18 protein-coding genes are annotated in these 22,075 nt (G+C 55.7%); 17 read left to right on the plus strand and 1 reads right to left on the minus strand.

Features of this window, described 5'->3' with window-relative positions; genetic code table 11:
• Positions 1 to 498 precede the first annotated feature (498 nt).
• The 5 genes from L6990_RS03435 (at position 499) to L6990_RS03455 (ending at position 7,286) form a co-directional block, all read left to right on the plus strand.
• Positions 499 to 2,229, plus strand: a complete 1,731-nt coding sequence (locus L6990_RS03435) for an ABC transporter transmembrane domain-containing protein (RefSeq protein ID WP_237202663.1) — start codon at positions 499 to 501, stop codon at positions 2,227 to 2,229.
• Positions 2,222 to 3,991 carry an ABC transporter ATP-binding protein gene (locus L6990_RS03440; protein WP_237202664.1) on the plus strand — a complete coding sequence of 590 codons (1,770 nt, stop codon included), beginning with the start codon at positions 2,222 to 2,224 and terminating at the stop codon, positions 3,989 to 3,991. Before L6990_RS03435 ends, L6990_RS03440 begins: the two co-directional genes overlap by 8 nt.
• A gap of 270 nt (positions 3,992 to 4,261) precedes the next feature.
• Entirely contained in the window at positions 4,262 to 5,002 is a 741-nt protein-coding gene (locus L6990_RS03445) for a glycine-rich protein (RefSeq protein WP_237202665.1), read from the plus strand.
• Positions 5,003 to 5,136: 134 nt separating this feature from the next.
• Positions 5,137 to 5,367, plus strand: coding sequence for a hypothetical protein (locus L6990_RS03450; protein ID WP_237202666.1), 231 nt, complete (start codon positions 5,137 to 5,139; stop codon positions 5,365 to 5,367).
• Positions 5,368 to 5,576: 209 nt separating this feature from the next.
• The gene (locus L6990_RS03455; protein ID WP_237202667.1) at positions 5,577 to 7,286 is read left to right on the plus strand and encodes a formate--tetrahydrofolate ligase; all 1,710 of its coding nucleotides are present in this window, start codon (positions 5,577 to 5,579) and stop codon (positions 7,284 to 7,286) included.
• 71 nt (positions 7,287 to 7,357) lie between these two features.
• On the opposite strand, the gene L6990_RS03460 is transcribed toward L6990_RS03455, so the two are convergent.
• Complete coding sequence (locus tag L6990_RS03460; protein ID WP_237202668.1) at positions 7,358 to 8,056, minus strand: MBL fold metallo-hydrolase; 699 nt, start codon at positions 8,054 to 8,056, stop codon at positions 7,358 to 7,360.
• A gap of 178 nt (positions 8,057 to 8,234) precedes the next feature.
• On the opposite strand from L6990_RS03460, the gene L6990_RS11895 reads away from it, so the two are divergent.
• From L6990_RS11895 to secG, 12 genes are all read left to right on the plus strand, one after another.
• The gene (locus L6990_RS11895) at positions 8,235 to 8,366 is read left to right on the plus strand and encodes a hypothetical protein (RefSeq protein ID WP_272879260.1); all 132 of its coding nucleotides are present in this window, start codon (positions 8,235 to 8,237) and stop codon (positions 8,364 to 8,366) included.
• Positions 8,367 to 8,397: 31 nt separating this feature from the next.
• Complete coding sequence (locus L6990_RS03465) at positions 8,398 to 9,009, plus strand: polysaccharide deacetylase family protein (protein ID WP_237202669.1); 612 nt, start codon at positions 8,398 to 8,400, stop codon at positions 9,007 to 9,009.
• Between the two features lie 84 nt (positions 9,010 to 9,093).
• The gene (gene uvrA, locus L6990_RS03470; RefSeq protein ID WP_237202670.1) at positions 9,094 to 11,973 is read left to right on the plus strand and encodes an excinuclease ABC subunit UvrA; all 2,880 of its coding nucleotides are present in this window, start codon (positions 9,094 to 9,096) and stop codon (positions 11,971 to 11,973) included.
• 130 nt (positions 11,974 to 12,103) lie between these two features.
• The gene (locus L6990_RS03475) at positions 12,104 to 12,790 is read left to right on the plus strand and encodes a lysophospholipid acyltransferase family protein (protein ID WP_237202671.1); all 687 of its coding nucleotides are present in this window, start codon (positions 12,104 to 12,106) and stop codon (positions 12,788 to 12,790) included.
• 18 nt (positions 12,791 to 12,808) lie between these two features.
• Positions 12,809 to 14,842 (plus strand): excinuclease ABC subunit UvrC, encoded by a 2,034-nt coding sequence (gene uvrC, locus L6990_RS03480; RefSeq protein ID WP_237202672.1) that lies wholly within the window; start codon positions 12,809 to 12,811, stop codon positions 14,840 to 14,842.
• A 104-nt stretch (positions 14,843 to 14,946) separates the two neighbouring features.
• Positions 14,947 to 15,837: an RNase adapter RapZ gene (rapZ, locus tag L6990_RS03485; RefSeq protein ID WP_237202673.1), complete on the plus strand. Its 891-nt coding sequence runs from the start codon at positions 14,947 to 14,949 to the stop codon at positions 15,835 to 15,837.
• A complete protein-coding gene (locus L6990_RS03490) occupies positions 15,837 to 16,856 on the plus strand; it encodes a gluconeogenesis factor YvcK family protein (RefSeq protein ID WP_237202674.1) in 1,020 nt (339 codons plus the stop codon). Before rapZ ends, L6990_RS03490 begins: the two co-directional genes overlap by 1 nt.
• Positions 16,857 to 16,915: 59 nt before the next feature.
• The gene (gene whiA, locus L6990_RS03495; protein ID WP_237202675.1) at positions 16,916 to 17,884 is read left to right on the plus strand and encodes a DNA-binding protein WhiA; all 969 of its coding nucleotides are present in this window, start codon (positions 16,916 to 16,918) and stop codon (positions 17,882 to 17,884) included.
• A 422-nt stretch (positions 17,885 to 18,306) separates the two neighbouring features.
• Positions 18,307 to 19,311, plus strand: coding sequence for a type I glyceraldehyde-3-phosphate dehydrogenase (gene gap / locus L6990_RS03500; protein WP_237202676.1), 1,005 nt, complete (start codon positions 18,307 to 18,309; stop codon positions 19,309 to 19,311).
• 152 nt (positions 19,312 to 19,463) lie between these two features.
• Positions 19,464 to 20,690, plus strand: coding sequence for a phosphoglycerate kinase (locus tag L6990_RS03505; RefSeq protein WP_272879261.1), 1,227 nt, complete (start codon positions 19,464 to 19,466; stop codon positions 20,688 to 20,690).
• Between the two features lie 126 nt (positions 20,691 to 20,816).
• Positions 20,817 to 21,593, plus strand: a complete 777-nt coding sequence (tpiA, locus tag L6990_RS03510; RefSeq protein ID WP_237202677.1) for a triose-phosphate isomerase — start codon at positions 20,817 to 20,819, stop codon at positions 21,591 to 21,593.
• A gap of 208 nt (positions 21,594 to 21,801) precedes the next feature.
• Complete coding sequence (gene secG / locus L6990_RS03515) at positions 21,802 to 22,059, plus strand: preprotein translocase subunit SecG (protein ID WP_237202678.1); 258 nt, start codon at positions 21,802 to 21,804, stop codon at positions 22,057 to 22,059.
• Positions 22,060 to 22,075 lie beyond the last annotated feature (16 nt).

Below are 22,075 nucleotides of genomic sequence, written 5' to 3' on the forward strand. Positions count from 1 at the left end.
TGCGTCACCTTGCGCTTAGGGCACTGTTTGATGAGGCTGGCTTCGTTGGAGGAAAATGCGATGTGCGCCCGTGCGAGGAGGAAAAAGGTCAGTGGGCTAGAAGCTCACCCGATGCCGGAAGCCCCTAACGTTGCCTTCCTTGACATATTCGCTCAAGAAAGTCAGTGCGACCCTTGTCAAACCCTGAGATGTATCTGTACTGTAGCTGTAGACACAACCGCACACTAAATCTTGAAAGGGGGAGAAAACCATGAATACAAAATGTGGAACCATGAACATTTCCCCGCGGGTTTCCCCAGTTAGAACTAGTTAAGTTAGTTGTTAGTGCTGTGACCTACCGGGTGAGCGAAGTTCTTCACCGGTAGGTTTTTTCATGCCCTGACCCGTACATCCTTCGAAGAGATGAGGGTTGGGCGCGGCAGGGACCTATCTCTGATGGGAGCTTCACCGTCAACACCGTACAATGACGCTTGATACCAGAGATTTTAGGATGCAACCGTGGCAGAGATAGCAGAAGACCAAGACCCTCAACAAAAATTCCGATTGGCCCCACCGGGGTGGCGTTGGCGACCCGTCCACTTTTTACCCTTTGTCTTAGACCTGATTTCATCATTGATGCTGGTTTATCTACCAGTTTTGGTGGGCCGTATTATTGACCTGCATTTGGCTGGGGATACAGAGCGGGCCTGGCAACTCATTTGGTGGATGGTTGCTATCATCCTGTACTTTGCCTTCAATGAGCGGGCTGCCTGGGGCATTACATTCCGTGTTGTGGCCCGATTGGAACGGGATTGGAAGCTCTATATCGGTCAGCTGATGCGTCAATCCACTCAGCGTGACACCGGTGCGTTGATCGCAATTTTAAATAAGGATTCTCGGAGCCTGTCCATGCTCTGGCACCCCATGCTTCTAGCGTCATCCTCCCTGGGCGTCACTGTTTTTGGCACCTACCAGCTCTGGCGTATTAGCCCTGTTGTAGCCGGGGTCGCGCTGTTTGGCCTACTGCTGACCCTGGGAATTCTGACCTGGATTTCAAAGGTGCTTGAGAAGCATTCGGACGCTTTCCGCGAGACGGTGGGTAAGAGCACCTCTAAAGCAAGTGATATTGCTTCATCGATTCGCACCATTCTGGGCCTTGGGGCGCAGAACCGCATGATGGGCCGCTACCGGCACACAGCGCAGGAAGTTTATTCAGCTCAGCTCAAACTTGAGAGCGTGCAAACCTGGTCCTTTGCCGCTCGCAACTTCCTGGTGGGCACCGTGACCATGCTGGCCATCGCTTTTGCCCTGCGCGGTGTACTGCAGGATGGTGTATGGATGACTGATATTCCCGCCGGGCAGTTGGTCACTATCGTTGGTTTGGTCAACACGCTGACGGGCCCCATCTGGTCAGTTGAGATGCTGCTTTTTTCCTGGCGTAATGCCCGGGTGGCTCTTAAACGCGTAAACCGACTAGAAGCTGACGTCGAAAGCGCGGCCCAAGATGACGCGAATGAGGTCTATGCTCGAAGCGAGGGCGCGTACATTGACATTCCTAAGACTGACACCGTTGTTCACTACATCAACCCTCGTGACCATCAGCTGACAGCCCAGGACTACGCCGAAGCCCTCACTGCCTCCCTGCGCAAACGTGAAGCCCAAATGAGGAACAACACCCCGCGCCGCGTCCTGCTCTCAGAACCCAATCCTATGATCTTTGCAGGAACCCTGCGCGATCACCTGCAATTGGGCACAGCGGGGCTAGACGATGAGCTGATGATCGAACTTCTGAAAATCACTGACTCTGAAGAAATCGCCTTCCGCCTAGGCGGCAGAGAACCTCAGGCTTACTTGCACGCAGAGATTAGCTCTGAAGGCACCAACCTATCAGGTGGCCAGCGTCAGCGCTTGGCGCTGGCAAGGGCTCTGGCTCAACAGGCTGAGATTCTGGTCCTCACTGAGCCGCTGAACTCGGTCGATGAACCCAGCCAGAAATTCATTCTCGATGGCCTTGAAACCACCGCAGGCAGGGGAGTGCTGGCCCAGCTTCAGCAGATATACATCATTAGCACCACCATGGAGGCTGAACGCCGCATCGCCGCCGGTCACCGTCAACCGGCAACGGTTAGCGTCCAGGAGGTGCAGGAGGCTATCACCGCCTCCATCCAGAAAGTTGAACTGACCGAGGTTAAAGACCCGCACGGCCTGGGGCTGACCGCTAACGAGAAGGAAGGTGATGGGCGTGGCTAAGCTTCTACCGGTAACCCCCACAGGTAAAACCTGGGCGCTACTCTGGCGCTCCGTCAAAAAGACCCCCTGGCAGTTTTCACTGCTCATGGTGCTGTTCGTAGCCAGCTCCCTCATTTCCCTGGTGATGCCCCTAACCGTGGGTCAGCTGATTGACCTTGCATCGACCGGCCAGCTCACCGGCTTTCCCTGGGGCTTCCTTTCCCTCATCGGCGTAGCCACTCTGGTAGGTGCTTTGCTGACCCGTGCCTGGACCTTCCAGGGCCAGCGGCTGGGTGTGCGCCTCAACCGTGACCTTGGCATAGAACTGGTGGACGCCTCGCTCAATCTGGATGCCCAGACAGTAGAGGATGCGGGTTCAGGCGACCTGCTCTCGCGTCTGACCGATGACATCGACTCGGTGAGGCAGGTACTGGCTCAGGGGCTGCCCGAGTTTGGTTTCATCGTGGTGATGATGCTGGTAACCATAGGATCAATTTTTGCGGTCAACCCTTATATCGGTCTGGTTACCGTGCCCATGGTTATTGCCATGACTGTCATGCTCAGCATCTTCCTGCCCAAAATTGGGGTGAAGGTCAAAAAGCGGACCGAGGCCGTCAGTGCCTTCACCGTGGCGGCCACCGAGAACATCCGCGGCGCCTCCACCATTGAGGAGCTGGGCGTTCAGAACGCCCGTCAACGCGTCCAACAAAACCGGGCCGAGGATGTTTACCGAATCGCTGACCGTCTGGTGGTGATCCGCTCTACCTACTGGGCACTGGACGGCTTCAACTCCTACCTACCCCTGGTGCTTTCCATTGTCTGGGGCGCTGTCTGCGTACAAAACGGTTGGGCTACCTGGGGGGACGCCGCCACTGCTTCAATCCTGCTCTTTAACATGCGCATCAACGCCGATATCTTCACCTTTTGGTTAGATAAGCTGCGGGAAATGTCAGTCACCATGGGCCGCGTCTTCGGCGTCATTGACCTAGCTGAGCATCAGGCTCAAAGTCGTGCATCCCGCGCTGAGGAGGCCTCTACTCGATCAGCAGCAGTTGCGGCGCTGGCAGACTCAGCTCCCAGCGCCGGTGAAGGTAGCGCGGTCAGCTTGCGCGATGTCACCTACGGTTATTCGGCGCAGAACCCGGTGATTCGTTCCATTAGTTTGGAACTGGCTCCCGGTGAAACTGTAGCCCTGGTAGGGCGCTCCGGTTCTGGTAAAACCACCCTGGCGCGACTTATCGCTGGCTCACTCACCGCTGACCGGGGGAGCGTCCTGGTCCAGGGCCAACCGGTTGGCAACGGGCTCTACCCCACCCAGGTGGACCAAGCCGGGCGTCCTGCCCTGCTGATCTGCACCCAGGAGGCCCACCTCTTCCTGGGCACGGTTTCCGAGAACATTCAGGTAGCAGCACCGGGAGCTAGTACCCAGCAGCAAGAGCAAGCATTGCATGCTGTTGGTGCCAACTGGATCGATGACCTGCCCAAGGGCTTGGAGACAGAGGTCGGAGGTAACGCTCACGAACTCACCCGTGATCAGGTGCAGCAGCTGGCGTTAGCCCGTATCGTGGCGGCTAACCCGCACGCCGTCATCCTGGACGAATCCACCACCCAGCTCGATCTGGCTGACGCCCGTGAATCGTTGAGGGCTGTCATGGACGGCAGAGCGGTCATTATCATTTCGCACGATGCCCGCATCGCCTCCCTTGCTGACCGGGCTGTGCTCCTCGAAGAGGGGCAGCTGGTGGCAGAGGGAAGCCCTGCTGAAATCTTTACCAGAGCCTAAAATCTGATGGTTATTTTGCGGATAGGGGTCAGAGTTTTGAAACAGTGGCAAAAATTGCTTTACAAAAGGAACTGAAGTTTCTTCTCTGAAATTGTATATTATTGCCCTACCTGTAATATTGAAGCTGGTGTTTGTTGCCTTGAAGAAAGTTTGTCGCACCTCCCAGAAGCTGCCACCTTTCCCCAAGACATTTGCCTCAGCGGTTAGTCAACCGCTCCTGCGCCAGCTATTGCGACGGTACGGTATTAATAAAATCAGAGGAAAAAACTTATGGTTGATACATCACTGACACGGCGACAGATTACCCGTGGAGCTGCCTGGTCCGTGCCCGTTGTACTTGGAACGAGCACAATCCCCAGCTACGCTGCATCTACCACCTGCGCTCAAGGTACCTTTATTGCCCCCGCACCAGCCAATACTTCAGCGGATTCTATTACCACCGAATGGACTGTACCTGCTGGTGTCAATAGAATTTGTGTCACCGTTCTAGGTGGTGGCGGTGGTCGCAGCTTCATGGCCAATATGGAAGGCGGTCATGGTGCGCTGATTACCGCCGAAATCCCCGTTCAGCCAAATCAAGTTCTTACTTTAGTCGTAGCAGCTGGTGGAGCTGGTTCAACTAACAGCGCCATGGTTGGTGGTGGAGGCTATGGCCCTGGTGGCGATGTCAAGAACGATCTTGCGGGAAGCTACAGATTCTCGCTCAACAATTTTGCCGCTTCTGGTGGCGGTGGCTCCGCAGTCCTGCTGGGTTCTGGCCCTAACGCAACACCGCTCATCGTGGCCGGTGGCGGTGGTGGAGGGGGCTTCTACGGCCGCTGGAACATGAATCAGCCCGGCATTACACCCCGCCGATGGACAATTAGCCAGCGTTTCCGAGCCGGTAGCGCTACCCAAAATGCTGGTTCTTCCAGCCTCCGGATGGAAGACTTCGCCATGAGCGTCACTACCGGCGGCGGACAGGTGCCAACCAGGGCCAAGCAGGTGCAGGAGGCGTCAACGCCAACCTGATTGATAATACCGGTGGGGTTGTTACTGTCAATGATGTTAAGTACATTCCCGGTCTACCCGGCGGTAGCGGCTTCAATGCTCGCGGTGCAGACTCTGTTACAGCTTTTGTAACCCAGTCTGGTTATACCATCGCTTTGCGTTCCGGCGCCGGGGGTGGTGGCTATGGTGGTGGCGGTAGCGGTAGTGGCGTTGCGGTTGCAACAACTGCTGAAGGCTCGTACGCCAGTGCAACTATTGGTGCATCAGGCGGTGGTGGCGGTAACTATGTTTCCGACCAGGTACAAAAGGTTGTGGTAGGAGTCGGAACTAACGGTGGCATCGTTCGTGATATCCGTAACCCAGGCGCTATCATCATCAACTACTAAGCGTTTGCCCCAGCGGCGTCCCCTATCCACGTTGGAAGGGAGGGCGCGCCTTTCCTTGAGCCGTTTAGCAGCGAATGTGGAAGTCTGGCTTCTTGGGATGACTCTGACCTAGGCAAGCTCTCCTATCCCCACTTTAAGATGCAAAAAAATGACCTATGCCACTAAAATGGGGCGCGGCAGTATCAGCTATAAACAAGGAAGTTCACACCATGAGCAAGCCCTTCCCCTCAGACCTCGAAATCGCGCAGGCAGCAACCATGCAACCGATTGCTGAGATTGCAGCATCAACCGGCATCAGCGAAGAGCGCCTAGAACCTTATGGCAAGTATGTCGCCAAGGTGCTCCTGGACGAAACGACCACCGCCGAGAACGCTCTGAAGAAGGGCTCAAAGTACATTGTGGTTACCGCTGTGACCCCCACTCCTCTGGGTGAAGGAAAGACCGCTACTTCGGTTTCCCTTGCTCAAGGTATGGCTCATATTGGCAAGAAGGCAACGCTGACCCTGCGTGAACCTGCTCTAGGCCCGGTCTTCGGTGTCAAGGGTGGAGCATCGGGCGGCGGCTACTCGCAGATTGTCCCCATGGAGAAGCTGAACCTGCACCTGACCGGTGACTTCCACGCCATCACCAGCGCGCACAACCTACTTTCAGCCATGATTGATAACCATCTGCACCACGGCAATAAGCTCAACATTGACGTCCGGAATATCTCCTGGCGCCGCGTGATGGACATGAATGACCGCTCCCTGCGCAACATCATCGTGGGTCTGGGCGAACGCATTGACGGAGTGCCCCGCGAGACCGGCTTCGATATCACCCCTGCCTCCGAAGTCATGGTGATTGTCTCTCTTGCATCAAGCTTCAGCGACCTGCGCGAGCGCCTAGCCCGCATCGTCATCGGCTACACCATGGACGGCGAACCCGTCACTGCCAAGGACCTCAAGGCGGATGGCGCCATGGCAGCCCTGCTGCAGGACGCTTTCAACCCCAACCTGCTACAGACCCTGGAGCACACCCCCGCGCTGATTCACGCCGGCCCCTTCGGCAACATCGCAACCGGCAACTCGTCCGTGGTCGCTGACTATGTTGGTTTGGAACACTCCGATTACGTGATTACCGAAGCCGGCTTCGGTGCCGATATGGGTGCTGAACGCTTCTTCAACGTCAAATGCCGCACCTCAGGTCTCAAGCCCAACGCGGCCATCCTGGTGGTTACCGTGCGTTCGCTGAAGTCGCACTCAGGTCTCTACAAGATCGTTCCGGGCAAGCCCCTGCCCGAAGGAATGCTGCAGGAGTCACCCGCTGACGTTGAGGCAGGCGCCGCAAACCTGGTTAAGCACATCGAAATTGTGCGAAGCTTTGGTGTTCAGCCGGTGGTTGCTATCAACGCCTTCCCCAGCGACTTTGACTCCGAGCACGATGCAATCCGCAAGATTGCTGAAGAAGCTGGCGCTCGTGTGGCGATTCACCGCGGTGTGGCCGAGGGTGGTGCTGGCGTAACTGAGCTGGCTGAAGCTGTTGTTGCTGCCTGCGACGATGTCAGCGAGCTGGTCTACACCTATGAGGACTCTGACTCACTGGCAACCAAGATTGAGAAGGTTGCTACCGGTGTTTACGGTGCTGATGGTATTGAGGTTGCCCCCGCTGCCGCTCAGCAGCTGGCTAAGTTCGAGGAGCTGGGCTTCGGCCACCTGCCGGTGGTTATCGCTAAGACCCACCTGTCCATTTCATCAGATGCCTCCCTGAAGGGTGCACCGACCGGCTGGACGTTGCCGGTCCGCGAAGTGCGCCTGGCAGCTGGCGCTGGTTATGTGTACGCTATCTGCGGCACCATGCGCACCATGCCCGGTTTAGGCGCTTCACCGTCTGCTGAGCGCATCGGCTTTGACGAAGACGGCCAGCTGGTAGGGCTCTTCTAAGCCGCTGCTTAAACAGAGCTAAAGCGAAAAGGACGCCGGGGCTTACTCCCGGCGTCCTTTCTGCCTGTGTGCTACCAGCCTCTAGCTTCCCACTCATCAAGGTTGCCGCGGTCAGCACCCAGGGTGGTGTGCTTGCCGTGGCCGGGGAGCACTACGGTGTTATCGTCGAATACGCTAAAGATTCTTTCGCGCACATCATTCAGCAGCTGCTTGAAATCAGCAGGGGTGTCGGTTTTACCGACCCCGCCAGGGAAAAGAGAGTCGCCGGTGAAAAGGAGCACCGGAGCGCCGTCGTCCCCAGGTTCCTGGTAGACCAGGGCGATAGAGCCGGGAGTATGGCCACGTAGGCTGATGACCTCAAGGGTGATGTCGCCAAAGGTGAGGGTTTCACCGCCCTGTAAGAGGTTTTTGACCTCTACGCCTTCTTGCTCATGGATGGCAGAAGCGTCGGCTGCGCCGCAGTAGGTAGCGGGGGAGTAGGTGGCTACAGCGGCAGGTAGAGCACGTATGTGGTCCCAGTGTGAATGGGTGGTGATGAGCGCTTCAACGTTGGGCTCGCCCTGTTCACGGAGCCGGCCTGCACCGTCCTCACCGGCTGCAGCCAGCACGAAGTCGTTGATGCGCTCAAACTCGTCAGCAGCATCGATTAGCACCTGTCTGCCATCGCTCTTCGCGGTAATGAGATAGACATTGTTCTCCATCTTCGAGACCGAGAGGGAACGAACGGAAACGGTGGCAGAGTCAAAAATTAGTTTTCCAGCTTCAGTCATACTCCCATGGTAGATTCCAAGAGCTACAAAGAATAGAGCGTAAGCCTAGCGATCTCTCGCAGAGATTAAAAGAGATAGTCAGAGCGATGCGCGGGCCGTCCTAAAATAGAGTTATGTCGTCACCCACACCTGTTTCACGTAGAGCACTGCTGGTAGCCAGCGGTATGACGCTGGTGGGGTGTTCCAGTCAAGCTCCCACTTCGTCAAGTTCTCAGGCAGCGTCTCCCACTCAGAGTCCGGTCTCACCAGAATCATTAACACCGACCCCGACCTCTACAGCCAGCGCGACCCCTACGCCTATTTCACGTAATCCGGTCAACACCCCCTCACCCTGGGCAGGGGTGCCCACCGCCCTGCCCGGTAGCGGCAGTTTTCTCGCCTGGACGGTGGACGATGGTGCCGATGCCCAGGTCATCCGCCAGTACGGGTTATTTGCCCAGCGCACCGGCATACGGCTCACCTTTTTTGTTAACGGAAAGTTCGCTGCTCATTTTGAGCAAAATCTGGATGTTCTGGGGCCACTGGTAGAAAGCGGTCAGCTTCAGATTGCCAATCACACTTACTCGCACACAGCTCTTACCTCTCTGAGCGTTCAGGGGGTCCATGATGAGTTGATGAGCAATGATCAGTGGATCAGGGCTGCCTTCGGTGTGCAACCGGCGCCCTATTTCCGCGCCCCCTACGGCTACTATGACCAACGAGTTCTGGACGCCGCGGCAGGAGTTGGTTACAGCAGGGCTGTGCAGTGGTATGGATCTTTTGCCGACTCATCCAACATACCGGCCGGTCAGATTCTTGACCTTGCGCAGCAGTACGTGAACGCCCAAGGAATCGTGATAGGGCACCTCAACTACCCGGGTATTATCGAAGTTTTTGATGACGTTGCCGCTCTGATTGAGCAGCGGGGCTTGGAGACCGTTACCCTGGCTGATTATTTTATGCCACCAGCCTAAGACTAACCGGCGCCCAACCTGCAGACACAGAGCTCACCTGGGGTATAGAATATATATTCGAAACCCGCAGACGATAGGTGAACTATGGCAGGCTCAGCCCCACAAAAGACTAAGCAGGATCTCTCGCACATCCGCGTTCAAGGTGCCCGTGAGAACAACCTCAAGAACGTGAACCTGGATATCCCGCGCGACGCCATGGTCGTCTTCACCGGCTTGTCCGGTTCAGGTAAGTCATCCTTGGCTTTTGACACCATCTTTGCCGAGGGTCAGCGCCGCTACGTTGAATCTCTGTCCTCCTACGCCCGTATGTTCCTGGGACAGGTGGATAAGCCTGATGTTGATTTCATCGAGGGCCTGTCACCGGCTGTTTCCATTGACCAGAAATCGACCTCCAAGAACCCGCGTTCTACCGTGGGCACGATTACCGAAATCTACGATTACATGCGCCTGCTCTGGGCGCGTGTGGGGCACCCGCACTGCCCTGAATGCGGTGAGGAAATCTCTAAGCAGTCCCCCCAGCAAATCGTGGATATCCTCATGGACTACCCCGAAAAAACCAAACTTCAGGTGCTGGCGCCAGTGGTTTCAGCCCGCAAGGGGGAGTTCGTTGACCTCTTCAAAGAGCTAAGCAACCAGGGTTATTCTCGCGCGAGGGTGGACGGCGAGACCATCCAATTGCAGGACGCCCCCAAACTCGAAAAGCAGTACAAGCACACCATTGAAGTGGTTGTTGACCGCATTGCCATCAAAGAGAGCGTGCATCAACGCCTCACTGACTCAGTGGAAACCGCTCTTGGCCTGGCTGATGGCAAAGTTTTGATTGATTTTGTGGACGTCGAGCCAGGTTCAGCTGACCGCACCCGCAACTTTAGTGAAAACCTGGCTTGCCCCCAAGGCCATGCACTGCAGGTGACCGAGGTTGAACCCCGTGCCTTCTCCTTCAACTCTCCCTTCGGAGCCTGCTCAGCCTGTGACGGCATTGGGTCTAAGCTCCAGGTGGATGAAGACCTTATCATTCCCAACCCCGACCTCTCACTTGCTGAAGGTGCTGTCACCCCCTGGTTCCAGGGTAAGTCAACCAGCGAATACTGGCTGCGTCTGCTAGCTGGTCTAGGTGATGAACTGGGCTTCGAGCTCACCACTCCCTGGAAGGATCTTCCCGCCAAAATCAAGAAGGCCATCCTGCATGGTAAGGACTACAAGGTCACCGTTGCCTACAAAAACCGTTTTGGCCGCGAACGCCGCTACACTTCCGGTTTCGAGGGAGTCTACGGCTACATCAAGCGTAAGCACGAAGAGACCGAGTCTGATTGGTCTAAAGACCGTTACGAGCAGTACATGCGTAACGTCGCTTGCGAAGCCTGTAACGGAGCGCGCCTCAATCCCACCATTCTTGCAGTCAAGGTGGGCGGCCGGTCGATCGCTGATGTCACCGAGATGCCCATGCGTGACGCCCTCACTTTTGTGCGCTCGCTGACGCTCAGCACACGTGAGGCACAGATTGCTGAGCTGGTGCTCAAAGAGATTGATGCCCGCCTGCAGTTCCTTCTCGATGTTGGCCTTGACTACCTGAACCTGGCGCGCTCTGCTGGCACACTCTCCGGCGGTGAAGCACAGCGTATCCGCCTGGCTACTCAGATTGGATCGGGCCTGGTGGGCGTCCTCTACGTTCTCGACGAGCCTTCAATTGGTCTGCATCAGCGTGATAACCGCAGGCTCATCGAAACCCTCACTAAGCTACGCGACATGGGCAACACCCTGATTGTGGTGGAGCACGATGAGGACACCATGAAAGAGGCCGACTGGATCGTGGATGTTGGCCCCGGCGCCGGTGAACACGGCGGCGATATTGTGCATTCTGGCACCTATGCGCAGCTGTTGGCCAACAAGAGGTCCATCACCGGTGATTACATGGCGGGGCGAAAGAGCATCGAGGTGCCGGCACAACGTCGTCCCATCGATAAAAAACGCACCATTAAAGTGGTGGGTGCCCGCGAAAACAACCTTAAGAACGTTGATGTTCAGTTCCCCCTGGGCGTCCTTACCGCGGTGACCGGTGTTTCAGGTTCGGGTAAATCAACCCTGGTCAACGACATCCTCTACACTTCTCTCGCTAACAAGCTCAACGGGGCTAAGCAGGTTCCGGGGCGCCACAAGACCATTACAGGTCTTGATCAGCTGGACAAGATTATTCACGTTGATCAGTCACCCATCGGGCGCACTCCGCGTTCCAATCCGGCTACCTACACCGGCGTCTTTGACCATATTCGCAAGCTCTTTGCTGAGACCAACGAAGCCAAAATGCGTGGCTACCAGCCCGGAAGGTTTAGCTTCAACGTCAAGGGTGGGCGCTGCGAGGAGTGCTCCGGTGATGGCACTCTCAAGATTGAGATGAACTTCTTGCCCGATGTTTATGTTCCCTGTGAGGTGTGTAAGGGCAAACGCTACAACCGCGAGACTCTAGAAGTGCACTATAAGGGTAAGACTATTTCGGATGTCTTAGAAATGCCTATTGCTGAAGCGGCAGAGTTTTTTGCAGCCTTCACGAAGATTGCTCGCTACCTGGACACCCTGGTGGACGTGGGCTTGGGGTATGTGCGTCTGGGACAGTCAGCAACTACCCTCTCGGGCGGCGAGGCCCAGCGCGTCAAGCTAGCTACCGAGCTGCAGAAACGGTCCAATGGCAGGTCAGTCTATGTGTTGGATGAACCGACAACCGGCCTTCACTTTGAGGATATCCGCAAGCTGCTGGTGGTCTTGCAGAGCCTGGTTGATAAGGGCAACACGGTCATCACCATTGAGCACAACCTCGATGTTATCAAGAGTGCCGACTGGCTGATTGATATGGGGCCTGAAGGTGGTGACGGCGGCGGTACCGTCATTGCCACCGGCACACCAGAGGAGGTCGCTCGGGTGGATGGCTCTCATACAGGGCGTTTTTTAGCGGAAATGCTCACCTCGTGATACTCAGTGCTACCTAGCCCCTTTTCGCCATGAATTTCGCGAAAACGGGGGTATGCTAAACAGGTAGACCGGGTAGTCACCCGGGTAGTTATCATCGGCAGTAGGTCATGCACGTCAAGGAGTTCCCCCCATGTCCCTGAAATACAAGGCAACCCAAAAAAGTATTGAGGGTTTGTTGAGAACTGTGTTTCGTGCTCGCGTGACCGGGCTTGAAAACTTTCCCAAAGAGGGCCCGGTCATTGTGGCTTCAAATCACTTGGCCTTCTTGGATTCGGTGATTATTTCAGCGCTCATGCCCAGGCGTGTGGCTTTTCTCGCTAAAGCTGAGTACGTCAATTCCCCCGGCGTCCGCGGCAAACTGATGAAGACCCTCTTTCAGGTCATCGATATTATCCCGGTCAACCGGAGTGACAAGAAAGAGTCCATGAAAGCGCTCGATAAGGCGCTTGAAAGGCTCAATGACGGTAAGGTTTTCGGCATCTACCCTGAGGGCACCCGTTCCCGTGACGGCTACCTCTACAAGGGGAAGATTGGTGTAGCCTGGTTGGCGCACATGACCGGAGCAACGGTGGTTCCTATCGGTTTGATTGGTACCGACAAGATTCAGAAACCGGGTTCCAACATGGTGTACCCCCACCGCTTTACCGTGCGGGTAGGGGAGCCCATGACCTTTGAAAAGCTGGGCTCAGCGATGAGCGGTAAGCAGCGTCGTGAGACCACCGATACCATCATGGACGCAATCGCTCAGCTCTCTGGCCAGCCTCGCAAGAATGAATACAATGTATCCCCGTCAGCTGAACGCGACAGCGGGGCCTAGAACTCAAGGACGATAATAGTGGCGAACCCTGCAGATTACCGGCCCGCACCGGGGCACATCCCTACCTCACCGGGGGTCTACAGGTTTCGTGACGAGTACGGGCGCATTATCTATGTGGGTAAGGCCAAAAATCTACGTAATCGTCTCAACTCCTATTTTGCTAACCCCTTGGGGCTGACTCCTAAGACCTATGCCATGGTGCACACCGCAGCATCGGTTGAGTGGACGGTGGTGGGCAGCGAGCTTGAATCACTGCAGCTTGAGTACACCTGGATTAAAGAGTTCAAGCCGCGTTTTAACATTGCTTTCCGCGATGATAAGTCCTACCCCTACCTGGCGGTCACACTCAAAGATAGGTTTCCCCGCGCTCAGGTGATGCGCGGTGAAAAAAAGAAGGGGGTTAGGTATTTCGGGCCCTACTCCCAGGCATGGGCGATTCGTGAGACACTTGATGCCCTGTTGCGTGTTTTCCCGGTACGCACATGCGCTACAGGGGTCTTTAACCGGGCCCAGGCGTCCGGTCGGCCCTGTCTACTGGGCTATATCGATAAATGTTCTGCCCCCTGTACCGGCAAAATTTCCATGCAGGATCACCAAGAGATTGCTGAGGAGCTCTGCCGTTTCATGGCGGGGGGCGCAGAAAAATATATTGCTCAGCTGACCGGTGAGATGAAAGACGCTGCCGCTGACTTCGACTTTGAAAAAGCGGCTCGACTTCGCGATGATATTGAAGCTCTGACTAAGGCCTTTGAACGCAACGCAGTGGTGCTCTCAGATTCGGTGGATGCTGACCTCTTTAACTTTATTGAAGACGATCTAGAGGCCGCGGTCCAGGTGTTCTTTGTGCGCGGTGGGCGAATCCGTGGTCAGCGGGGGTGGATTGTTGAAAAGGTTGAAGATTCAACCCCTGAGGCACTGACCGAACAGCTACTTGCTCAGGTTTACGGCGAAGTTGCCGCCTCGCTGGCTGCCGGAACCACGGCGTCCGAGCAGAGTTTCAATGAGCATGAAATCCCTAAAACTATTAATGTCCCTGTGCTTCCCGATAACCAGCACCACCTGGAACAGTGGTTGACCGGTATACGCGGTGCCAAGGTGACCATCAGCGTGCCGCAACGCGGTGAACGGGTTGAGCTCATGAACACCGTGCAAGAAAACGCCAAGCAGGCGCTTGCACTCCACAAAACGCGTAGGGCCGGGGACATCACCACGCGCTCAGCATCCCTCGTCGAGTTGCAAGAGGCCCTTGAGCTGCCTGATCCTCTCATGAGAATTGAATGCTACGACATCTCCCACACTCAGGGGACCAATGTGGTGGCCTCCATGGTGGTCTTTGAGGATGGCCTGCCCAAGAAGGGGGATTACCGCAAGTTTACAATCACTGGGGATGCAGCACGTGATGATACAGCCAGCATGTATGATGTGATCTACCGCCGTTTTAGGCGCTATCTCACGGATGAAAAGAAGCTGCCCGGTGAGCAGAAGTCTGGTGAGATTGACACTGACCTTCTCACCGCCAAAGAACCCGCCAAATTTGCCTACCCACCGAATCTGGTGGTGGTGGACGGCGGGCAGCCTCAGGTCAATGCCGCGGCGGCTGCACTGGCAGACCTGGGTATTTCCGATATCTATGTGGTGGGTATTGCCAAGCGTCTTGAAGAACTGTGGTTGCCACAGGATGATTTCCCCGTTATTTTGCCCCGAACCTCAGATGCTCTCTATCTGATTCAGAGAGTGCGCGATGAGGCCCACCGTTTTGCAATCACCTTCCACCGCACCAAACGCGGTAAAGCAATGGTCGCTTCAGCCTTAGACGGCGTGGATGGCCTGGGGCCAGCTAAACGGGAGGCACTTATTAAGCATTTTGGTTCACTGAAACAGCTATCACAGGCTTCTGAAGAGGCACTTCAGGAGGTCAATGGGGTCGGACCAGCTATGGCGGCTAAAATTCGTGCTCATTTTGAAGAGCAGGGAGCAGCGCAGCAGCCGGGAAAAGCTGAGGTACCGCAGGGCGGGATCAACGTGACCACCGGTGAGGTGCTAACAGACTAGGCAGCCCGATGCTGGCAGGCAGGTCACTGAGTGCTGCTCTCGGTTCTTGACCGGTGCGGTAGGCTTAAAACCGAGTGAGTCGTTCACAAATGAAAAGGCAGAGCATGTCCCTCCTGAACGCTGATGAGGCTTCGAAACCGCAAATTTTGGTGATTACCGGCATTTCGGGTGCTGGGCGTAGCACCGCCGCCAATACCCTCGAAGATGAGGGCTGGTACGTCGTCGATAATATCCCACCCCAAATGCTTGAATCCTTGGCTGAGCTTGTCAAAAAGTCACCAGAGACCATGCCCAAGTTAGCTGTGGGTATCGATGTGCGAGCTCGCCGGCTCTTGAGCGATCTTCCGGCTGCGATTAACAAACTGCGTGCATCCGATGTCAATTTTTCCATGCTTTTCTTGGATGCATCAGATAAAGACATTATTGCCCGGTACGAGGCTCAGCGCCGCCCTCATCCCCTGCAGCAGGGTGGTCTGGTCGCTGATGCTATTGCTCGGGAACGTGAAATCTTCTCGGAACTGCGGGATACAGCTGACTATGTCATCGATACATCCGGTAATAACGTTCATCAGCTGGCCAAGAAAATCCGCGAGACCTACGCTCCCGATAACGAGCGGCTCATGCGTATCACGGTCATGAGCTTTGGCTTCAAATATGGCACACCCACCGATGCTCACTATATGGCCGATATGCGCTTCATCCCTAACCCTCACTGGGTGCCAGATTTGCGCCCGTATACCGGTAAGGACGCCCCGGTGCGAGACTATGTCTTTGGGCAGGCTGGCACTGAGGAATTCATCGAAAACTATATCCGCGCCTTACGCCCCGTCATCGAGGGCTACCGTAGAGAGGGCAAACTCTACGCAACCTTCGCTATAGGTTGTACCGGTGGTAAGCACCGTTCAGTGGCGGTTTCAGAAGAGATAGCCAGCCGCTTAGAGCAGCTTGATGATGTCATTATTAATATTCACCACCGTGATATGGGGAGAGAATAATGGCTGAATCTACCACGGCTCGACTGCCTGAAACCGGGCTTATCCCTGTCATTGGTAGTGGCCAAAGGCGGTCGGTTAAAGTGACTGCGCTGGGGGGTGGGCACGGCCTATCGGGCTCCCTCTCTGCGCTCAAACTGGTGACGGGATCGCTCACCGCAGTGGTGACGGTGGCCGATGACGGCGGTTCATCAGGCCTGCTCCGTCAGGAGATGGATGTGGTACCGCCAGGTGATTTGCGCATGGCGCTCTCAGCGCTCTGTGATGATACTGACTGGGGCCGCACCTGGCGTGATGTGATGCAACACAGGTTCAGCTCTTTTAAGGAGGGATTCCCTTCCAGCCTTGAAAATCATGCCCTGGGTAACCTCCTAATTGTTACTCTCTGGCAGTTACTTGATGACTGCGTGGCGGGTTTAGACTGGGCCGGTGCCCTTCTCAATGCTCGCGGCAGGGTGCTGCCCATGGCTGAAATACCCATGGTGATTGAGGGAGAAGTTCTTTCTGTAGACGGTAACGGCCAGCCGATTCGTGAAACCGTACGGGGACAGGCAAAACTAGCTAAGGCTGGAACTATTAAGAACGTTCGTCTGTTACCTGAAAATACCGAACCCTGCGCTGAGGCGGTAAGAGCGGTCGAAGAGGCCGACTGGGTGGTTCTGGGCCCCGGCTCTTTCTACACCTCCTTGTTGCCCCACCTTCTTCTGCCGGGTTTACGTGACGCTATTATGCAGACCAATGCCCGAATTTGTCTGGTGATGAACCTGGATCTCAACGGTAACGAGACCCGGGGGATGACGGCTGCTGAGCACTTGCTCGTTTTGCGTGAATACGCTCCAGAAATTAGGGTTAACACTGTGATTTCTGACCCATCGACTGTTCAAGACAAAAAAGTCTTTGAGGACGCTGCAAGCGCGGTGGGTGCTAAGGTCTTGTGGGCTTCAGTGAGTGAAAGCGATCAGCCGGGTGTGCATGATCCGCTGAAACTCGCAGCAGCCTACAAACAAGTTTTTAAACACTGATCGCAGATCACACGTTGCGCCCCTGAACTGGGGGCCATTGATATTTGGAGGAGAACCGTATGGCCCTGACGGCTTCGGTGAAAGAAGAACTCGCACAGTGTGAGGCTAGCCGTTCATCGGTGCGTAAAGCAGAGGTAGCCACGATCTTGCGATTTACCAACGGTTTACACCTGGTCGCGGGAAAAATCGTGGTGGAGTCCGAGGTTGACTTAGAGGCCACGGCTGAGAGGCTGCGTTACAACATCTCCGAGATGTATGGGCATGAGGCTTCTATCACTGCAGTGTCTGGCGGCGGTCTGCGCCGCGGTGGGCGTTTTGTAGTGCGCGTAGACCAGGGCGGCGAGGCCCTGGCACGCCAAACAGGCCTCTTGGACGGGCGGGGTCGTCCGGTCAGAGGCTTGCCGCCGGCTGTCGTCAACGGCTCTTTGGCTGACGCTGAAGCGGTCATGCGCGGCGCTTTCTTGGCTCATGGCTCCCTCACCGAACCCGGACGTTCTTCGGCCCTGGAGTTTACTTGCCCGGGTGCTGAAGCTGCTCTTGCACTGGTCGGCGCCGCTCGTCGCCTTGACGTGATTGCTAAGGCTAGGGAAGTCCGCGGAGTGGACCGTGTAGTCGTCCGTGACGGCGAAACCATTAGCCTTCTACTTGAACGCATGGGTGCTGTTGATGCGCTCGATAACTGGCGCGAACGTCGAGCCCGGAAAGAAGTGCGAGCCACTGCTAATCGCCTAGCTAACTTTGATGACGCAAACCTGCGCCGCAGTGCCCAGGCCGCTGTTGCCGCCGGCGCTCGTGTTGAACGTGCTCTCGAAATTCTGGGGGATAAGGTACCTGAACACCTGCGCTACGCTGGCGAACTGCGGGTAGCCCACAAGCAGGCTTCGCTCGATGAACTCGGTAGGCTTGCTGACCCGCCGATGACTAAGGATGCTATTGCTGGTCGGATTCGCAGGCTTATCGCGATGGCAGATAAACGAGCCCAGGAGCAGGGTCTTCCCGGCACAGAGTCCACCATTCACGGTTATTAAGTAAACGTGCAAAAGTTAAGTCGTCGGCGTTCTCTGATGTGCAGAGCGCCGGAGTCTCTTGTGAGCAAAAATAGTGAGTCACCAGCCGACAGCTGACTTTAACGACCAGGCTTAATCCATGACCCTTGTGTGGCTTTATTTGGTTTCGTGAGGTTATGTGAGTGCATTATCAGCATTTTTCTCTTCAAGAACCCGTTTATGTGTGAAAATGATGCAATATTTGGCAAAATACCCCAAAAATCACCGGTAAAAACGACAGAAACACACCAAAACTCACATAAACAGGGTAGGATGTAAGAGAACCGGACGGGAGCTCAATAGCAGAGCTAAGCATGGTCAAGGCCATCACAGTTCGGCTGGGGGAGCCGCAAGGCAAACCCGTCCATGAATGTCACTTAACTGTATCTAGGAGTTTGATTTCAGTGACTGTACGCGTAGCAATTAACGGCTTCGGCCGCATCGGCCGCACCTTCTTCCGCGCAGCTCAGCAGCACGGCGAAGGTTTCGAGATTGTAGCAATCAACGACCTGACCGACGTTGCAAGCCTGGCTCACCTGCTCAAGTACGACTCAATCATGGGTCGCTTCGACGGCGAAATTGCTGTTTCAGAAAACGGCCTGACCGTTAACGGCAAGGAAATCAAGGTCCTCGCAGAGCGCAACCCTGCAGACCTGCCCTGGGCAGACCTGGGTGTAGACGTAGTTCTCGAATCCACCGGTTTCTTCACCGACGGTGAGAAGGCTAAGGCTCACATCGAAGCTGGCGCTAAGAAGGTTATCCTCTCAGCTCCCGGAAAGAACATCGATGGCACCTTTGTTATGGGCGTCAACGACGACCAGTACGATTCAGCTTCAATGAACATCGTTTCAAACGCATCATGCACTACCAACTGCCTGGCACCCATGGCAAAGGTACTGAACGACAAGTTCGGTATCGAAAAGGGCCTGATGACCACCATCCACGCTTACACCGCTGACCAGCGCCTGCAGGATGCCCCCCACTCAGACCTCCGCCGCGCACGCGCAGCAGCTCTGAACATGGTTCCCACCTCAACCGGTGCAGCCGCAGCTGTTGGCCTGGTTCTGCCCGAGCTCAAGGGCAAGCTGGACGGCTTCGCCGTTCGCGTACCTACCCCCACCGGCTCCATCACCGACCTCACCATCGAAACCTCACGCGAGGTTACCGTTGAAGAAGTCAACGCAGCCATGAAGGAAGCAGCCGAGGGTTCTTTCAAGGGCATCATCAAGTACAACGAAGAGCCCATCGTGTCTAAGGACATCGAAGGTGAAGCTATCTCCACCGTATTCGATGCTCCCCTTACTAAGGTTATTGGTAACCAGGTCAAGGTTATTGCTTGGTATGACAACGAGTTCGGTTACGTTTCACGTCTCGTTATGTTCACCAACAAGGTTGTCGCAGCTCTCTAAGCTGTAAAAACTAAATTGTCTTGAACATAAGACACTAGCTACGGGTTAGCGAACAGGCATACTGGTTATGTATGCGGTTCGCTAACCCGTGCTGTATCAGCCTACATATGGTAGGCATTACCCAAACTTTCCCTTAGAGGAGACAAAATATCATGGCTAAGACCCTTGAAGACCTGATTGCTGGCGGCGTTGCTGGCCGCCGCGTGCTCGTCCGTTCCGACCTCAATGTCCCTTTGGCAGATGGCAAGGTGACCGATGACGGTCGCGTGCGCGCATCCCTGCCCGTGCTTAAGAAGCTGACCGAGGCTGGCGCGCGCGTTATTGTAACCGCTCACCTGGGCCGCCCTAAGGGCAAGGTCGACCCCCAGTACTCCATCGCACCTGCTGCCCAGCGTCTGGCTGAACTGGCTGACTTCCCCGTAGCAATCGCCACCGACCTGGTGGGCGAGGACGCCAAGGCTAAGGCTGAAGCCCTGGCTGACGGTGAGCTGCTGGTCGTTGAGAACGTACGTTTTGACGCTCGCGAAACTTCAAAGGATGAGGCCGAGCGTGCAGAGTTCGCCGCTGAACTTGCTGCTCTGACCGGTGATAACGGCGCCTACGTCAACGACGCTTTCGGTGCTGTTCACCGCGCACATGCGTCTGTCTTTGATATTGCCAAGGTTCTTCCCTCTTACCTGGGCGACCTGGTTAAGACCGAGGTCGAGGTTCTTGAGAAGACCCTCAACAACCCCGAGCGTCCTTTCGTGGTCATCATGGGCGGCGCTAAGGTCTCCGATAAGTTGGCTGTCATTGATAACCTCATCGGCAAGGCCGACTCCATCCTGATCGGCGGCGGCATGGGCTACACCTTCGCTGTTGCGCAGGGGTACAAGGTTGGCACCTCCATCCTCGAAATGGATCAGGTAGACACCTGCAAGCGTTATCTGGCTGAAGCAGCAGAGAAGGGCACCGAGCTGGTCACCGCTCTGGACGTTGTCTGCGGCGATGACTTCTCGAATGACGCTAACTTCGAAATCCGCCCCATCGAAGATATGGAAGGCGGAGAGCTGGGCGAAAAGGCTGACGGCCTGGATATTGGCCCCAAGACTCGTGAACTCTTCGCAGAGAAGATTGCCGGTGCTAAGACCATCTTCTGGAATGGCCCCGTAGGCGTTGCAGAGTTCCCCAACACTGCACACGGCACCAAGGCTGTCGCTGAAGCTATCGTTGCTAACAAGGACGCTTTCAGCATCATCGGAGGCGGCGACTCAGCAGCCGCAGTGCGCAACCTGGGCTACACAGATGAGCAGTTCGGCCACATCTCAACCGGTGGCGGCGCTTCCCTGGAATACATCGAGGGTAAGACCCTTCCCGGTCTGGACGCCCTGGGCGCCTAAGGCCAGTTAATGGCGGGTTATCGAAGGATAGCCCGCCCTTGCCACACTTTCACTAGATTTTTTCAAGCTGTGTACCGTTGGTGCACTCATCCCAGACACAATGGGATCACCAGAAAGGACGAGCCTATGACTCGCAAACCGCTCATTGCCGGTAACTGGAAAATGAACATGGACCACACCGAGGGCGTTACCCTGCTGCAGAAGCTGGCATGGACCCTCGATGACACCAACTTTGACTATGACACTGCAGAAGTAGCTGTCTTCCCTCCCTTCACCGACATCCGTTCGGTTCAGAGCCTGGTCGACGGCGATAAGCTCAACATCGTCTACGGTGGCCAGGACCTTTCAGACCAGGATTCGGGTGCCTACACCGGTGACATCTCTGGTGTCTTCCTCAACAAGCTGGGTGCTACCTACGTTCTGGTTGGCCATTCAGAGCGCCGCACCATCCACGGTGAAACCGACGCGGTTTGCGCTGCTAAGGTACAGGCTGCTTACCGCAACGAGCTGGTACCCGTGCTCTGCGTGGGCGAAGGTCTAGACAAGCGTGAAGCTGGCGAGCACGTTGACTTCACCCTAGAACAGCTGCGCGGCTCCATCGAGGGGCTCACCGCTGAGCAGGCTGAAACCCTGGTTGTTGCTTACGAGCCCGTTTGGGCTATCGGCACCGGCAAGGTTGCTACCGCAGCCGATGCTCAGGAGATGAGCGCAGCGATCCGCGCCGAGCTGACCAAGCTTTACTCAGCAGAGATTGCTGACAAGGTACGCGTACTCTACGGCGGCTCCGTCAAGGCTGCTTCAGCTCCCGAAATCATGGGTGAGCAGGACGTCGACGGCGTGCTGGTTGGCGGCGCTTCACTGGACGCCACCGAATTCGCTAATATCGCACGTTTCAACGCGTAAGTTGCTCTGAGCGAGGACGCCGCACCGTGCCATTACTGCCCTCTTGGCAGTTGGTGCGGTGCGGCGTCCTCACTTTATCTCACCCAGACTTACCGCTCAGGGTGAACGCATCCTCCCGTGTAAAAGGTGCGTTTGGCGTAGTATGCGCGTATAGTTTTTGTGGATGCCAGTTATAGGCTCCAAGATTTTTTGAAGTGAAAGGTTCTGCGTGGAAACTCTTAAGATTACTCTGATGGTCGTCATCGCAATTCTGAGCGTTCTGACCATCCTGCTGGTTCTGCTGAACCGCGGTAAGGGTGGTGGTCTTTCTGATATGTTTGGTGGCGGTATGACTACCTCCCTCAACTCGTCAGGTATGGCGTCTAAGAACCTTATCCGCATGACGGTCACCATTATTCTGCTGTGGGTTTTCGCTATCATCGGTTACGCTCTGGTGTTACGTTTTGAAACCACCGCGGTACTATAAAACTCGTTTTTTAAAG

It is taken from the genome of Rothia endophytica (genome assembly GCF_928381505.1).
Lineage (GTDB): Bacteria > Actinomycetota > Actinomycetes > Actinomycetales > Micrococcaceae > Rothia > Rothia endophytica_A.

Coding starts and splice junctions, on each gene's coding strand:
- L6990_RS03445 (WP_237202665.1), top strand. CDS start 4,262: ATGGTTGATACATCACTGACACGGCGACAGATTACCCGTGGAGCTGCC.
- L6990_RS03455 (WP_237202667.1), top strand. CDS start 5,577: ATGAGCAAGCCCTTCCCCTCAGACCTCGAAATCGCGCAGGCAGCAACC.
- L6990_RS03460 (WP_237202668.1), bottom strand. CDS start 8,056: ATGACTGAAGCTGGAAAACTAATTTTTGACTCTGCCACCGTTTCCGTT.
- uvrA (WP_237202670.1), top strand. CDS start 9,094: ATGGCAGGCTCAGCCCCACAAAAGACTAAGCAGGATCTCTCGCACATC.
- L6990_RS03475 (WP_237202671.1), top strand. CDS start 12,104: ATGTCCCTGAAATACAAGGCAACCCAAAAAAGTATTGAGGGTTTGTTG.
- rapZ (WP_237202673.1), top strand. CDS start 14,947: ATGTCCCTCCTGAACGCTGATGAGGCTTCGAAACCGCAAATTTTGGTG.
- L6990_RS03490 (WP_237202674.1), top strand. CDS start 15,837: ATGGCTGAATCTACCACGGCTCGACTGCCTGAAACCGGGCTTATCCCT.
- whiA (WP_237202675.1), top strand. CDS start 16,916: ATGGCCCTGACGGCTTCGGTGAAAGAAGAACTCGCACAGTGTGAGGCT.
- L6990_RS03505 (WP_272879261.1), top strand. CDS start 19,464: ATGGCTAAGACCCTTGAAGACCTGATTGCTGGCGGCGTTGCTGGCCGC.
- tpiA (WP_237202677.1), top strand. CDS start 20,817: ATGACTCGCAAACCGCTCATTGCCGGTAACTGGAAAATGAACATGGAC.